This is a genomic window from Pseudomonas fluorescens (genome assembly GCF_902497625.1).
Classification (GTDB): Bacteria; Pseudomonadota; Gammaproteobacteria; order Pseudomonadales; family Pseudomonadaceae; genus Aquipseudomonas; species Aquipseudomonas fluorescens_BQ.
The window spans coordinates 105273-119965 of record NZ_CABVGX010000004.1 but is presented as its reverse complement, the minus strand read 5'-3'; the positions used below and the strand labels follow the sequence as shown (position 1 = coordinate 119965).

The following is a 14693-nucleotide window of genomic DNA, read 5'->3' as shown; positions in this document are numbered from 1 at the left end:
CATGTCACATCGCCATCCTCTTTAACGGCAGCGTCTGCGTTCTTCTTAGGATTTTTTGGCTGGAATGTTTAGCCATTTGTGTCGCGCACAAAAAAGCCGCTGCTTCCGAAGAAGCAGCGGCCCAATGAAGCAACTTACGCGAGTCTTAGTAACCCAGCGCGAAGTCCTCTTCCTTCATGTCCATCAGGTTACCGGCGCCCGACAGCATGGTTGCAACGTGAGTGCGGGTACGCGGCAGGATGCGCTGGAAGTAGAAGCGCGCAGTCTGCAACTTGGCCGTGTAGAACGCCTCTTCCGAGGTGCCGGCCGCCAGTTTTTCTGCCGCCAGGCGCGCCATGTCAGCCCAGAAGTAGGCCAGGCAGGCGTAACCGGAGTACATCAGGTAGTCCACCGACGCCGCGCCGACTTCTTCGCGATCTTTCATGGCGGCCATACCGACCTTCATGGTCAGCTCGCCCCATTCTTTATTCAGCGCAGCCAGCGGTGCGACAAATTCTTGAACGGCTTCGTTGCCTTCGTTGGTCTGGCAGAATTTGTGGACGATCTTGGTGAAGCCTTTCAGGGCTTCGCCTTGCGTCATCAGCACTTTACGGCCCAGCAGGTCGAGTGCCTGAATACCAGTGGTGCCTTCGTACAGCATCGAAATACGGCTGTCGCGAACGTTCTGCTCCATGCCCCACTCGGCGATGAAGCCGTGGCCGCCGTAGATTTGCACGCCGTGGTTGGCGGATTCGAAGCCGACTTCGGTCATGAAGGCTTTGGCGATTGGAGTCATGAAGGCCAGCAGTGCGTCGGCTTTCTTCTTCTCTTCTTCGTCTACGCCGTATTTGACGATGTCGACTTGTTTGGCGGTGAAGTAAACCATTGCACGGTTGCCTTCGGCGAACGCCTTCATGGTCAACAGCATGCGACGTACGTCAGGGTGAACGATGATCGGGTCAGCGGCTTTTTCCGGCGCTTTCGGGCCAGTCAGCGAACGCATCTGCAGACGATCGCGAGCGTATTTCAGGCCGCCCTGGAAGCCGATCTCGGCGTGGGCCAGACCTTGCAGTGCGGTACCCAGACGTGCGGTGTTCATGAAGGTGAACATGCAGTTCAGGCCTTTGTTCGCCGGGCCGATCAGATAACCGGTGGCCGCGTCGAAGTTCATCACGCAGGTGGCGTTGCCGTGGATGCCCATTTTGTGTTCCAGGGAACCACAGGTCACGGCGTTGCGAGCGCCGATCGAACCGTCAGCGTTCGGCATGAACTTGGGCACGATGAACAGCGAAATGCCTTTGGTGCCAGCCGGTGCATCCGGCAGACGTGCCAACACGATGTGGACGATATTGTCGGCCATGTCGTGTTCACCGGCCGAGATGAAGATCTTGGTGCCGGAAACTTTGTAGGACCCGTCAGCCTGAGGTTCGGCCTTTGTGCGCAGCATGCCCAGGTCGGTGCCGCAGTGCGGTTCGGTCAGGCACATGGTGCCGGTCCATTCGCCGGAAACCAGCTTGGTCAGGTAGGCCTCTTGTTGCTCAGGTGTGCCGTGCTCGGAAATGGTGTTCATGGCGCCATGCGACAGGCCCGGGTACATGCCCCATGACCAGTTGGCTTCGCCGACCATTTCGCTGACTGCCAGGCCCAGCGACTCCGGCAAGCCTTGGCCGCCGTGCTCTACGTCATGGGCCAGGCTTGGCCAGCCGCCTTCAACGAACTGCTTGTAGGCTTCTTTGAAACCGGTCGGCGTCTTAACGCCGGACTCGCTCCAGGTGCAGCCTTCGGTGTCACCCACGCGGTTCAGCGGAGCCAATACCTGCTCACAAAACTTGGCGCCTTCTTCGAGAATGGCGTCAACCATGTCAGGAGTTGCGTCTGCACAAGCCGGGAGGCTCTGATAATGCGCTTCGTAGCCGAGCAGTTCGTCACGAACGAAGCGAATATCACGCAAGGGGGCCTTGTAGTCAGGCATAGCGATAAACCTCTGCTGATGTAACCGGGGATGAACGACCGTGTAGATGTGTTGTAACGGTCAAACAGTTGTTTGAAACATACGTTTACGCCTAAATCTTGTCAAGCGTCGATGCTTTGCCGTTCGTCATCAACACGCGATGTGCACGCACGCGCTAGCCCGCACAGATACCCGCTGATTGCAGATGTCATACGAAGAAGATTAGTTGAGCGAGAAGGACTTACGCAGCAAAACGCCGCGGACAGGCGCGGCGTCGGAGAGCGGATTGGAGCGCGGGATCAAGCAAACGTATCGATCAAGGTGCCAAGCACTTCGTCGGAAGCCTTGGCAACTTTGACCCCAGCTTCGATCTGAAACCTGCCTTGAGCCATCTCGACCATGCTGCTGGAGAGGTCAGACTGCTGAGCGCGATCGATAGAGCGCAGACGGTCGACTTGCGACTCGGAGGACTGACTGGTGACCGAACGCTCGATGGTAGTGTTGGCAATCTGCCCTGCGGCCTGATCAACACGGTTCTGCCCAGTCTGAATAGTGCTCAGCCCGGCATAAAAAGCGGTGTTTCCTGAGATTTCCATGGGAGAACGCGTCCTTTGAAGGATCAACAAGCATTCATTGAAGCAGACGCCGCTGCAAAAGGCCCGACATAAACACTAATGGCACGGTGCCTTCTCATAGTAAAAGCCTAGTCCAGCAAATCCAGCTGAAGATGTTCAGCTACTGCCTCAGCCGTTGTCGACTTGAGTTTCGGTACCCGTCCCAGGCACGGCGCGGGGAGTCGTTCGGCAAGCGTAGCGAGGTTTTCTTCCAGCCGCGACGTCTTCGGATCAATGATATTAGCCACCCAACCGGCCAGCTGCAGTCCGTCCCGGGCGATCGCTTCGGCAGTCAACAGTGCATGGCTGATACAGCCGAGGCGCACGCCAACCACCAGAATCACTGGCAGATTCAGCGCCATCGCCAGGTCTGACAGATTGTCCTGATCCGCCAGCGGCACGCGCCAGCCACCGGCGCCTTCGATCAAGGTGAAGTCCGCCTGCAAGTCCAGAATCTGCCGCATCGGCGTGAGCAGAGACTGCACAGTCAACGCTACTCCTGCTTCCCGCGCGGCCAGATGAGGCGCAATGGCCGGCTCGAACGCCAGCGGATTCACTTGTTTATACGTCAAAGGCATCGAGCACTGCGCCAACAGCGCCAGCGCATCCGCGTTGCGCAGCCCCTTGGGCGTGACCGAGCAACCGGACGCCACCGGCTTGCCCGCTGCGGTGCTCAGGCCCGCTGAGCGCGCAGCGTGCAACAGCCCCGCCGCAACAGTGGTTTTGCCGACATCGGTGTCCGTGCCGGTGATGAAATAGGCTGCGCTCATCGAGGTTTCTCCAAAACGGCGTACACGACTTGATAAGTCGCCGGCAGACCTTCGGCCTGACGAAACCGCTCATAAGCCTCGACCAAGCCAAGAATTCGCGCGCGGCCGGTCAAGCCGCCGGGGCGACCGGGATTCAGGTTGTGCGCACCCAACGCCTTGAGCTCGTGGGTGAGACTGCGCACATCCGGGTAATGCAGCACCTGCGGACAGGTTTCCAGGGTAGCGATCTGCAAACCACTGTCGGCGCAAAGCTGTTGATAGCCCCCGAACTCACGAAACCGATTGACGTGCACTCTGCCATCGACCTGACGCCAACTGTCGCGCAGCTCCGCCAGGGTGCCCACGCACAGACTGGCAAACGCGAACATCCCACCCGGTTTCAACACCCGATTTGCTTCGCTGAGCACTGCAGCGAAGTCCGCGCACCACTGCACTGCCAGGCTTGAAAAGATCAGATCGCAGGTCGAAGCTTGCAGCGGCAATTGCTCTGCATCGCCAGCAATGAAATCGCGGGCCCCGCCGAAGGGCCGCGCGTGACTGAGCATGCCCTCGGCAATGTCCAGCGCCACGCCGTGGCTGCCGGCAAACCGCTCGGCCAGCACGCGGCTGAAATAGCCGGTGCCGCACCCAAGATCCAGCCAGCGAGCCGGGATGAAAGCGTCCGGCAGCCTGCTCAGTAATTCGCTGCCGACCGCACGCTGCAGCTCGGCCACGCTGTCATAGCTGGCTGCCGCGCGGGAGAAAGAAGCGGCTACGTCGCGCTTGTCCGGCAAGCCGCCGGGCAAACTGTGAAGGGATAAATCAGTCATCACCAAACTCATGCAAAAAGGCCTGGATCGCCCCCGCCACACCGTGGGGGTCTTCCAGAAGAAAGGCGTGGCTGGCCTGTTCAATCAGACCGATTTCGACATCCGGTAACAACGCCAGCAACTCACTGGCGGCTTCTGCGGGCACAAGGCCGTCGAGTCCGGCAAACAGGTGCAGTTGCGGTCCGCGAAAGGCTTGCAACGCCTGGCGGGTATCCAGTTGCGCGAGCACTTCGAGGCCGCTCATCAGTACGCCGTCGGCCGTGTGCGGAGCGCCGCCGAGCAACAACCGCGACAACCCGCGCGGGTCTTCCGCGCCCTGAGTGCAAAGTAATGCAAAGCGTTTCAAGGTCAGCCGCGAACCGGTTTGGCACCCGGCCAGGAAGGCGTCGAAGGTTTCCCCCGACATCGCACTCGGCCACTGTTCATGGGCGATAAAACAGGGATTGCTCGCAAGCGTCAGTACGCCGCAGCAGCGATCGCCACGCCGCGCCGCCAGTTCGGACGCGAGCATGCCGCCGAACGACCAGCCACCCAGCCAGGTGTCCTGGGGCACGGTTGCGTCGAGCTCGTCGAGCCATTCTTCCAGGTCAGCGGATTCCAGTTCCGGCAGCGGCTCGATCTCGACGCGCAGGCGCTCATCCAGCCCCTGCAGCGCCGCAGACAATGGCTCCAGCGGAGAAACACCGAGCCCCCAACCGGGTAGAAGAATCAGCCGATTACGCATGGTTTGGCTCCGGGCTTAGTTGTTGGAAACAGTCAGCGAGGCCCTCTAACAATAGCTGCACCTGTGCTTCGCTGTGCGCTGCAGTCAACGTCACCCGCAAACGCGCACTGCCCGCAGGCACGGTCGGCTGGCGAATTGCAGTGACCATCAGGCCGCGTTCGCGAAGCATTTGCGACAGTCGCACCGCGCGCCCGGCATCGCCAACCATGATCGGCTGGATTGGCGTGAAGCTGTCCATCAGCTGCAGACCTATCTGCTCGGCACCCCGGCGGAATTGGCGGATCAGGGTCTGCAAGTGCTCACGGCGCCAGTGTTCACTGCGCAGCAATTGCAGGCTTTTTAACGTTGCGCAGGCCAGCGCCGGCGGCTGGCTGGTGGTGTAAATGTACGGGCGGGCGAACTGGATCAGGCTTTCGATCAGCTCGTCGCTGCCAGCGACAAACGCGCCGGCTGTACCGAACGCTTTGCCCAGCGTACCGACCAGTACCGGCACGTCGTCCTGGCTCAAGCCAAAATGTTCGACGATGCCGGCGCCCGTGGCGCCCAGCGGACCAAAACCATGGGCGTCGTCGACCATCAGCCACGCCCCGCGGGCCTTGGTTTCGCGCACCAGCGCCGGCAGATCGGCGATGTCGCCGTCCATGCTGAATACCCCATCGGTGACCACCAGGGTATTGCCGGTGGCCTTCTCGAGACGCCTGGCCAGACTCGTCGCGTCGTTGTGCAGGTAACGATTGAAGCGCGCGCCGGAGAGCAGACCGGCGTCCAGCAATGACGCGTGATTGAGCCGGTCTTCGAGCACCGTATCGCCCTGCCCCACCAGCGCGGTGACTGCGCCGAGGTTGGCCATGTAGCCGGTGGTAAAGAGCAACGCACGCGGTCGACCGGTAAGGTCAGCGAGGGCCTCTTCAAGTTCGTGGTGCGGCGTGCTGTGGCCGATCACCAGATGCGAAGCGCCGCCGCCGACGCCCCACCGGGAAGCACCGGCCCGCCAGGCCTCAATCACTTGCGGATGATTGGCCAGGCCGAGGTAATCGTTGTTGCAGAACGCCAGCAACGGCTGACCATCGACCACCACTTGCGGGCCTTGCGGGCTGTCGAGCAGGGGGCGGTGACGGTAGAGATTGTCGGCACGACGGGCAGCGAGGCGTGCGGCGAGATCGAAGGACATGCAGGCCTCGCAAGTAGAAAGTAATTCTGTAGGAGCTGCCGCAGGCTGCGATCTTTTGATCTTGAAAAAACAAGGTCAGAAGATCGCAGCCTGCGGCAGCTCCTACGAGGGTTTGCATTTCAGCGGAGCGGTGAAGGGTCAAACAGCCGCGTTATAAAACTGGCCGGTGCTTTTCTGCTCGACCAACGCCTGCTCGATCGCCGCCTGATGCACTTCATCCGCATGCTCTTCGCGCGCTTCCGGCAGGATGCCCAGGCGCGAGAACAGTTGCATGTCCTTGTCGGCCTGCGGGTTGGCGGTGGTCAGCAACTTGTCGCCGTAGAAAATCGAGTTCGCTCCGGCAAAGAATGCCAACGCCTGCATCTGCTCGTTCATCGCTTCACGGCCAGCGGACAGGCGCACGTGAGACTGCGGCATCAGGATGCGCGCGACCGCGAGCATGCGGATGAAGTCGAACGGATCGATGTCGTCGGCATTTTCCAGCGGCGTGCCGGCGACCTTCACCAGCATATTGATCGGCACCGATTCCGGATGCTCCGGCAGGTTGGCCAACTGGATCAGCAGGTTGGCGCGGTCGTCCAGCGACTCGCCCATGCCGAGGATGCCACCGGAGCAGATCTTCATGCCCGAATCACGCACGTACGCCAGGGTTTGCAGGCGTTCGCCGTAAGTGCGCGTGGTGATGATGCTGCCGTAGAACTCCGGCGAGGTGTCAAGGTTGTGGTTGTAGTAATCGAGGCCGGCGTTGGCCAGCGCTTCGGTCTGGTCCTGATCCAGGCGACCGAGGGTCATGCAGGTTTCCAGGCCCATGGCTTTCACGCCTTTGACCATTTCCAGCACGTACGGCATGTCTTTGGCCGACGGATGTTTCCACGCCGCGCCCATGCAGAAGCGAGTGGAGCCGATGGCTTTGGCGCGCGCGGCCTCTTCGAGGACCTTCTGCACTTCCATCAACTTCTCTTTTTCCAGCCCGGTGTTGTAATGACCGGACTGCGGACAATATTTGCAATCTTCCGGGCAAGCGCCGGTTTTGATCGAAAGCAGCGTTGAAACTTGAACGCGATTGGCATCGAAATGTGCGCGGTGCACCGTCTGCGCCTGGAACAACAGGTCATTGAATGGCTGTACAAAGAGTGCTTTGACTTCGGCCAAAGACCAATCATGACGCAGAGTTGCAGTGGTGCTGGCGCTCATGGGTGTTTCCTTTGTTTTATGCTTGATTGGCGGCCGGGGTCGAGGAATACCCACAGACGCAACACGGATGTTGGGCATATTTAAGGAAGAGCGATGCGCTGTCAACCGCGATACGAAGGGCCGGTCTACATCTGGTTAAAAAACAAACAGTACTGTCTACTCTGCAGCGAAGTAGCCGATGACGCCACACCGATCTGCATGGCGTGTGAAACCGAGCTACCTTGGCTGGGTGAACATTGCCGAACTTGCGCATTACCACTGCCGTCTGCAGGGCTGACGTGCAGTCAGTGCCTCTCACAACCGCCGGCATTTGAACAGGTGGCAGTACCGTGGACCTACGGCTTTCCGCTCGACAGCCTGATCACTCGTTTCAAGCACAGCGCCCGCTGGCCTTATGGACGACTGCTCGGTGACCTTCTAGCTCAATATCTGCTCCATCGTTTCGACGAGGATATGGATCGGCCCGACTCAATGCTTGCAGTGCCTATGACCGCAAAACGCCTGCGCAAGCGAGGTTTCAATCAAGCCGCCATGCTGGCGCGATGGCTGAGTGAAGGGCTCGACATTCCTTGCGATGACAAGATCCTGTTGAGAATTCAGGACACCAGTGCGCAGCAGGAACTGAATGCCGAAGCGCGCAAAAAGAACCTGCGCAATGCCTTCGCCCTGGCGCCCGATGCACGGGTCGCGGGCCTTCATCTGGCGCTGGTGGATGACGTGCTGACCACGGGCGCCACGGCTCATGCATTGGCGCGGCTACTGATGGACGCGGGCGCGGCGCGGGTCGATGTTTATTGCCTGGCGCGTACACCGAAGCCCGGCGACACAGCCTGACTCAGGCCGGATACAAAACCTGTGGGTGCGGGCTGGCTCGCGCTCTGTCAGTCAACAAAATTGTTATGTGGCGGCCTCATCGCGAGCAGGCTCGCTCCCACAAGGGTTCTGGGTTGGCCCACAACGCCCGTAACACCATCAATCCCTGTGGGAGCGAGCCTGCTCGCGATGAGGCCGTATCAGCCAGCATCGTATCGACCGACACACCGCTTGCGACGGTACGCCGCCCGGAACAAGCTTGCTCTCACAAATCCGCTGCCCGACTTGACGTCCAGGCTGCCAGCAGCCAACGTCCCCGACATCGCCACAGACCAAAGCCTCTCGCCATGTCCATGCCCACGTTGTTGTCTCAGCACATCGTCCGTCGCCCGCAACGCATCGCGTTACTGCAATACATTGCTGAAGAGGGCTCGATCACCCGCGCGGCAAAGAGCGCCGGCCTGAGTTACAAAGCCGCGTGGGACGCCATCGACGAATTGAACAACCTTGCGCAGAAACCGTTGGTGCAGCGCAGCGTAGGTGGCAAAGGCGGCGGCGGCGCCAGGCTTTCCAGCGAAGGTGAACGGGTGCTGCGCCTTTACCAAAAACTGCAGACCCTGCAGGCGCAGGTACTGGAAGCGGCAGAAGACGCCAGCGATCTCGACTTGCTCGGACGCCTGATGCTCAGGACCAGCGCGCGTAATCAGTTGCACGGCAAGGTCATCGCGATCTCCAGTCAGGGTCGCAACGACGCGATCCGACTCCAGCTGGCCGGGGGCCTGACGCTGGTTGCGCAGATCACTCACGACAGCACGCTGCGTCTTGATCTGGAGACTGGCACAGAGGTGGTGGCGCTGATCAAGGCCGGATGGCTGGAGCTGCTGGCGATCGAAGATTCGGCAACGCCGGGTTACAACGAGCTGACCGGCATCATCGAAGAAATCCTCGACGCCGAAGACGGCCCCAGCGAAGTGCGCATAGGCTTGCCCAACGGCCGGACGTTGTGCGCACTGGCCGAGCCGCTGCACTTGCGCTCGCTTGATCTGGCCGCCGATAAACCGGTGCGCGTGCAATTCGCGCCGTCCTACGTTTTGCTGGGCACACCGCTGTAATCCATACACCTCAATCCCTGTAGCAGCTGGCGGAGCCTGCGTCCGGCTGCGCAGCAGTCGTAAAAACTCACGCCGCGATCGTGATCAAAAATTGATATGAGATTGCGACTGCTGCGCATCCGGACGCAGGCTCCGCCAGCTGCTACAAAGGCGGTGTGCAGCAACTGCAACAAAAACTTCATCGATGCTCTCTATGGTGACTGCAAAATCTGCAGGGAGCCTGACGTGAGCCTACTAGAAGAAAACCAGTCCACCGATCTCGAAAACATGGTCGGCCTCAGCCGTCGTGGCTTCATCAGCGCCGGCGCCCTGTGCGGCGCCGCAATGTTCCTCGGTGGCAACCTCCTGAGCCGCAGCGTGCTGGCCGACAGTGTCAGCGCAGGCGCGAGCAAACTGTTGGGCTTTGCCAGCATCCCCGCCGCCACCATCGACGCCATCACCCTGCCGCCGGGCTACAAATCCTCGGTGTTGATCAGCTGGGGTCAGCCTCTGCACAAGGACGGGCCGGCCTTCGACCCGAAGGGCAACGGCACCGCAGCTCAGCAGGAACTGCAGTTTGGCGACAACAACGACGGCATGAGCCTGTTCGAATTCCCCGGTGAAAAAGACCGGGCGCTGATGGCGATCAACAACGAATACACCAACTATCGCTACCTCTACCCCCACGGCGGCATGCCGCAGTCAGCGGACGATGTGCACAAGGCGCTGGCTTGTGAAGGCGTATCGGTGATTGAAATCCAGCGCCAGAACGGTCAGTGGAGTTTTGTTCAAGGCTCGCGCTACAACCGGCGAATTCATGGCAATGCGCCGATCCAGTTGAGCGGCCCGGCTGCCGGTCATGCGCTGATGAAAACCAGCGCCGATCCTGACGGTAAAACCGTATTAGGCACCTTTCAGAACTGCGCCAATGGCATGACCCCGTGGGGCACCTACCTGACCTGTGAAGAAAACTTCACCGATTGCTTTGGCAGCAATAACGCCGAGCAAAAATTCGATGCCGCGCAGAAACGCTATGGCGTGGTTGTCGCGAGCAAAGAGATCAACTGGCATCAGCACGACGAGCGTTTTGATCTGGCGAAGAATCCCAACGAGCTCAACCGTCACGGCTGGATCGTCGAGATCGATCCGTTCGATCCGCAATCGACGCCTGTCAAGCGCACGGCCCTGGGTCGCTTCAAACATGAAAACGCCGCGTTGACTGAAACCGCTGACGGGCACGTCGTGGTGTACATGGGCGACGATGAGCGGGGCGAATTCATCTACAAGTTCGTCAGCCGCGACAAGATCAATCACAAGAATTCCAAGGCCAATCGCGACCTGCTGGATCACGGCACGTTGTACGTCGCGCGTTTCGACGCCGGTGACGGCAATGCCGATCATCCCAAGGGCCACGGCGAATGGATCGAACTCACCCACGGCAAAAACGGCATCGATGCCAGCAGCGGTTTCGCCGATCAGGCTGAAGTGCTGATCCACGCACGTCTGGCCGCCAGTGTGGTGAAAGCGACACGCATGGACCGTCCGGAATGGATTGTCGTCAGCCCTCAGGATGGCCAGGTGTATTGCACGCTGACTAATAACGTCAAACGCGGCGAGGAGGGTCAGCCGATCGGTGGGCCCAACCCGCGCGAAAAAAACGTATACGGGCAGATTTTGCGCTGGCGTACGGATCGCGACGATCACGCTTCAAAAACCTTTGCCTGGGACCTTTTCGTGGTCGCCGGCAACCCCGGCGTGCACGCCGGAACGCCGAAGGCTGGTTCGTCGAACGTTAATACGCAAAACATGTTCAACAGCCCCGACGGCCTGAGTTTCGACAAGGGCGGACGCTTGTGGATCCAGACGGATGGCGATTCGAGCAATACCGGGGACTATGCGGGCATGGGCAACAACCAGATGCTCTGCGCCGATCCGGTGACGGGGGAGATCCGGCGGTTCATGGTCGGACCGGTAGGTTGCGAGGTGACCGGCATTGCGTTCTCGCCGGATCAGAAGACTGTGTTTGTCGGGATTCAGCATCCGGGGGAGAACGGTGGTTCAACGTTCCCGGAGCATTTGCCGAACGGCAAGCCGCGGTCTTCGGTGATGGCGATTATGCGTGAAGATGGTGGGGTTGTCGGCGCCTGACAGGGCCTCATCGCGGGCAAGTCGGGATGCCGCACCACACGCTCTCACAGGAAGCTGCGGTGTGACGCAATAACGTGCGCACCGCAATACCCTGTGGGAGCGTGTGGTGCGGCATCCTGACTTGCCCGCGAAGGCGTCGCCACGAACAACACTTACCTCAAGTGCAACCCCTAAAGCCCCCCGTCTGCGCTACCATGCTTGGCCGGACGCGGCAGCCTGCTGCGCGCAGGAGTCAGCATGGCCCACCCGTTTGCAACGCTCACCCCCGACCTCGTGCTTGATGCCGTCGAAAGCATCGGCTTTCTCAGCGATGCGCGCATTCTCGCACTCAACAGCTACGAGAACCGCGTCTATCAGGTCGGCATCGAAGACTCCGAACCGCTGATCGCCAAGTTCTATCGCCCGCAGCGCTGGACAAACGAAGCGATCCTCGAAGAACATCAGTTCACCTTCGAGCTCGCCGAGTGCGATGTGCCCGTGGTCGCACCGATGATTCACAACGGCGCCAGCCTGCACGAACACAACGGTTTCCGCTTCACGCTGTTTCCACGTCGCGGCGGCCGTGCGCCAGAGCCCGGGAACCTCGATCAGCTTTATCGCCTCGGTCAATTGCTTGGCCGGTTTCACGCGATGGGTTCAACGAAGCCGTTCGAACACCGTGAAGCACTGGGCGTGAAAAATTTCGGCCACGATTCGCTGACAACCTTGCTGGAAGGCAACTTCATCCCGAAAAGCCTGCTACCGGCTTACGAATCAGTGGCTCGCGACTTGCTCAAGCGCGTGGAAGAGGTCTACAAGGCGACGCCGCACCAGAACATCCGCATGCATGGTGACTGTCATCCCGGCAACATGATGTGCCGCGATGAGATGTTCCACATCGTCGACCTTGACGACTGCCGCATGGGCCCTGCGGTGCAGGATATCTGGATGATGCTTGCCGGTGATCGCCAGGAATGCCTGGGGCAGTTGTCGGAATTGATGGACGGCTACAACGAGTTTCATGATTTCGATCCACGCGAACTGGCGTTGATCGAACCGTTGCGCGCCTTGCGCCTGATGCATTACAGCGCCTGGCTCGCCCGCCGCTGGGACGACCCGGCATTTCCGCACAGCTTTCCGTGGTTTGGTACGGAGCGTTATTGGGGCGATCAGGTGTTGGCGTTGCGTGAACAGCTGTCCGCGCTCAACGAAGAACCGTTGAAATTGTTCTGACACTCAATCCCTGTAGTGGGAGCGTGCCTGCTCGCGAAGACGGACGTTTATTCAACAGAGACGTCGACTGACAAACCGCTTTCGCGAGCAGGCTCGCTCCCACAGATAGGGTGTTCGCAACTGCCCGACCTAATCAGGCAGGACATTCACAGAAAAATCTCCTTACAATCCCCTCTTTGTTAGCTACCTAAGCAAGGATTCCGCATGCAAGTCGCCAACCCGCGTCGCGGGTACATTCTGGGCCTGAGTGCCTACATCATCTGGGGACTTTTCCCGCTCTACTTCAAAGCCATCGCCAACGTCCCTGCCGTGGAAATCATTGTCCACCGGGTGCTCTGGTCGGCGTTGTTCGGCGCGTTGCTGCTGATGGTCTGGAAGCATCCGGGCTGGTGGCGCGAATTGCGCGACAACCCCAAACGGCTGGCGATCCTGGCGTTGAGCGGCACATTGATCGCGGCCAACTGGCTGACCTACGTCTGGTCGGTTAACAACGGCCGCATGCTCGAAGCCAGTCTCGGTTACTACATCAATCCTCTGGTGAATGTGTTGCTCGGGATGTTGATTCTGGGTGAGCGGCTGCGGCGCATGCAGTGGCTGGCCGTGGGTCTGGCGGCAGTCGGTGTGGCGCAGCAAGTGTGGCAGGTCGGCAGTTTGCCGTGGGTGTCGCTGGTACTGGCGTTGACGTTCGGTTTCTACGGGTTGATTCGCAAACAGGCGCCGGTCAAGGCGTTGCCGGGACTGGTAGTGGAAACCTGGATGCTGGTACCGATCGCCGTTGCCTGGTTGTTGTTCAATCCCGGGGCAAGTAGTGCTCAGGCGCAATTCTGGAGCACTTCCGAGGCCTGGTGGCTGGTCGCCGCCGGACCGGTGACGCTGGTGCCGCTGGTGTGTTTCAACGCTGCTGCACGGCATTTACCCTATACGACATTGGGATTCCTCCAATACATCGCGCCGACTCTGGTGCTGCTGCAGGCGGTACTGCTCTTCAATGAGCATTTGTCGTCCAGTACGCTGGTAGCGTTCATGTTTATCTGGGCGGGATTGGCGATTTATAGCGTCGATGCGTGGATAAGTCTGCGTCGCCGTAGCTGATCAGAAAACGTACAAATCTCTACAGGCCACGTCTGCCGTGGCCTACATACATCCTTCCCAAGGTTATCCACAGCGTGATCCCCGCCGAATGTGCGCAACTTGTTGAAACTGCTGGTTTTTTGATCAGAACTTGAAGAAGCCCGGCCGGCGTGGGCTGGCGGGCTGTCTCTACAGGTTATCCACAGGCAGGTGCACGTTTAACTTGGATAACCTGATCATGGTTCGCTGCGCAGCACCAATTCGACCATGAGATCGTCCGCCAGCGTCTCCAGCCGCGACTGTAAAACGTCCAGCGACAAGGTCAACGGCACAGCGAGAATGGCTTCAGCGTGGAACAGAGGCTCGCTGCTCATTGGCGCTGGACGCACTTCTGTCACCAGCCGTTCAAGATTCACCCCCTGCTCACTTAACAAACGCGTGATGTCGCGAACGATACCGGGGCGATCATTACCTACCAGCTCCATGGCAATCGGTTTCCAGGTGCAGGATTGCTCGATGCCGCTTTCGGCAATCAGCACCCGAATGCCATGGGTCGACAACGCTTGCAGGGCGTCGACCAATTCATCGTAGGCTTCGGCCGGCACGCCTACCCGAAGAATCCCGGCAAACTGCCCGGCCATGCGCGACATGCGGCTCTCCAACCAGTTGCCGCCATGCTCGGCTATGCACTGGGCGATGCGCTCGACCTGCCCAGCCTTGTCCGGTGCGAATACAGTGAGTACGAGGTGGTCCATGGCGCAGCCCTCTTTTGTTTTAGAAAAAGAAGTATAGGCAAGGGGTCAATCTGTGTTGAATCGTCTGACGCCGATCGGGAGAGAAGCAAAAATCGTGTACAACTTTTGATATTTAACTGGAACAATCCAATAGTTTTTTGAGAACATCCCGTTCCCCGTCGTGACCGCAATGCGTCATGGCGTCGCAGAACGACGTAATTAGTCTGATTTTCACAAGCGCAATTCATCATGTAGTATGCCGCAGCGCGCACTACATAACCTTGGATCGATGTCTGCCACAGGCGCAGTCGCAACCCTGAAAGCCCTGTCAGCAAGGCCTCCAAGCCGTTGATCGGTTACAACCCAGCCGCCCGAAATGGCATGTACTGGTAGAAGGGGTTTGTGGTTTAAA

General features: G+C 59.6%; 13 protein-coding genes. 5 read left to right on the top strand and 8 right to left on the bottom strand.

The window, feature by feature from the left end:
* Window positions 1-145: 145 nt before the first annotated feature.
* The 7 genes from F8N12_RS04240 to bioB form a co-directional block, all read right to left on the bottom strand.
* A complete protein-coding gene (locus tag F8N12_RS04240; RefSeq protein WP_150579320.1) occupies window positions 146-1951 on the bottom strand; it encodes a phenylacyl-CoA dehydrogenase in 1806 nt (601 codons plus the stop codon).
* Window positions 1952-2229: 278 nt separating this feature from the next.
* Window positions 2230-2526: a pyrroloquinoline quinone biosynthesis protein PqqE gene (locus F8N12_RS04235; protein ID WP_150579319.1), complete on the bottom strand. Its 297-nt coding sequence runs from the start codon at window positions 2524-2526 to the stop codon at window positions 2230-2232.
* Between the two features lie 107 nt (window positions 2527-2633).
* Window positions 2634-3314 (bottom strand): dethiobiotin synthase, encoded by a 681-nt coding sequence (bioD, locus tag F8N12_RS04230; RefSeq protein ID WP_150579318.1) that lies wholly within the window; start codon window positions 3312-3314, stop codon window positions 2634-2636.
* Entirely contained in the window at window positions 3311-4123 is an 813-nt protein-coding gene (gene bioC / locus F8N12_RS04225) for a malonyl-ACP O-methyltransferase BioC (RefSeq protein WP_150579317.1), read from the bottom strand. The genes bioD and bioC overlap by 4 nt, the downstream gene beginning before the upstream one ends.
* Window positions 4116-4847: an alpha/beta fold hydrolase gene (locus F8N12_RS04220; RefSeq protein ID WP_150579316.1), complete on the bottom strand. Its 732-nt coding sequence runs from the start codon at window positions 4845-4847 to the stop codon at window positions 4116-4118. The genes bioC and F8N12_RS04220 overlap by 8 nt, the downstream gene beginning before the upstream one ends.
* Window positions 4840-6018 carry an 8-amino-7-oxononanoate synthase gene (gene bioF, locus F8N12_RS04215; RefSeq protein WP_150579315.1) on the bottom strand — a complete coding sequence of 393 codons (1179 nt, stop codon included), beginning with the start codon at window positions 6016-6018 and terminating at the stop codon, window positions 4840-4842. Before bioF ends, F8N12_RS04220 begins: the two co-directional genes overlap by 8 nt.
* 138 nt (window positions 6019-6156) lie before the next feature.
* Window positions 6157-7212: a biotin synthase BioB gene (bioB, locus tag F8N12_RS04210; RefSeq protein WP_150579314.1), complete on the bottom strand. Its 1056-nt coding sequence runs from the start codon at window positions 7210-7212 to the stop codon at window positions 6157-6159.
* 93 nt (window positions 7213-7305) lie between these two features.
* Here bioB and F8N12_RS04205 point away from each other — a divergent pair, with 93 nt between their 5' ends.
* The 5 genes from F8N12_RS04205 to rarD all read left to right on the top strand — a co-directional run bounded on the left by F8N12_RS04205 (window position 7306) and on the right by rarD (window position 13568).
* Complete coding sequence (locus F8N12_RS04205; RefSeq protein ID WP_150579313.1) at window positions 7306-8046, top strand: ComF family protein; 741 nt, start codon at window positions 7306-7308, stop codon at window positions 8044-8046.
* Between the two features lie 326 nt (window positions 8047-8372).
* Window positions 8373-9137 (top strand): TOBE domain-containing protein, encoded by a 765-nt coding sequence (locus F8N12_RS04200; protein ID WP_150579312.1) that lies wholly within the window; start codon window positions 8373-8375, stop codon window positions 9135-9137.
* Window positions 9138-9362: 225 nt separating this feature from the next.
* Window positions 9363-11264: a PhoX family protein gene (locus F8N12_RS04195; protein ID WP_150579311.1), complete on the top strand. Its 1902-nt coding sequence runs from the start codon at window positions 9363-9365 to the stop codon at window positions 11262-11264.
* 237 nt (window positions 11265-11501) lie between these two features.
* Window positions 11502-12476, top strand: a complete 975-nt coding sequence (locus F8N12_RS04190; protein ID WP_028619919.1) for a serine/threonine protein kinase — start codon at window positions 11502-11504, stop codon at window positions 12474-12476.
* Between the two features lie 204 nt (window positions 12477-12680).
* Entirely contained in the window at window positions 12681-13568 is an 888-nt protein-coding gene (gene rarD / locus F8N12_RS04185; RefSeq protein ID WP_150579310.1) for an EamA family transporter RarD, read from the top strand.
* A 215-nt stretch (window positions 13569-13783) separates the two neighbouring features.
* On the opposite strand, the gene F8N12_RS04180 is transcribed toward rarD, so the two are convergent.
* Window positions 13784-14302, bottom strand: a complete 519-nt coding sequence (locus F8N12_RS04180) for a glycine cleavage system protein R (RefSeq protein ID WP_028619921.1) — start codon at window positions 14300-14302, stop codon at window positions 13784-13786.
* Window positions 14303-14693: the final 391 nt, after the last annotated feature.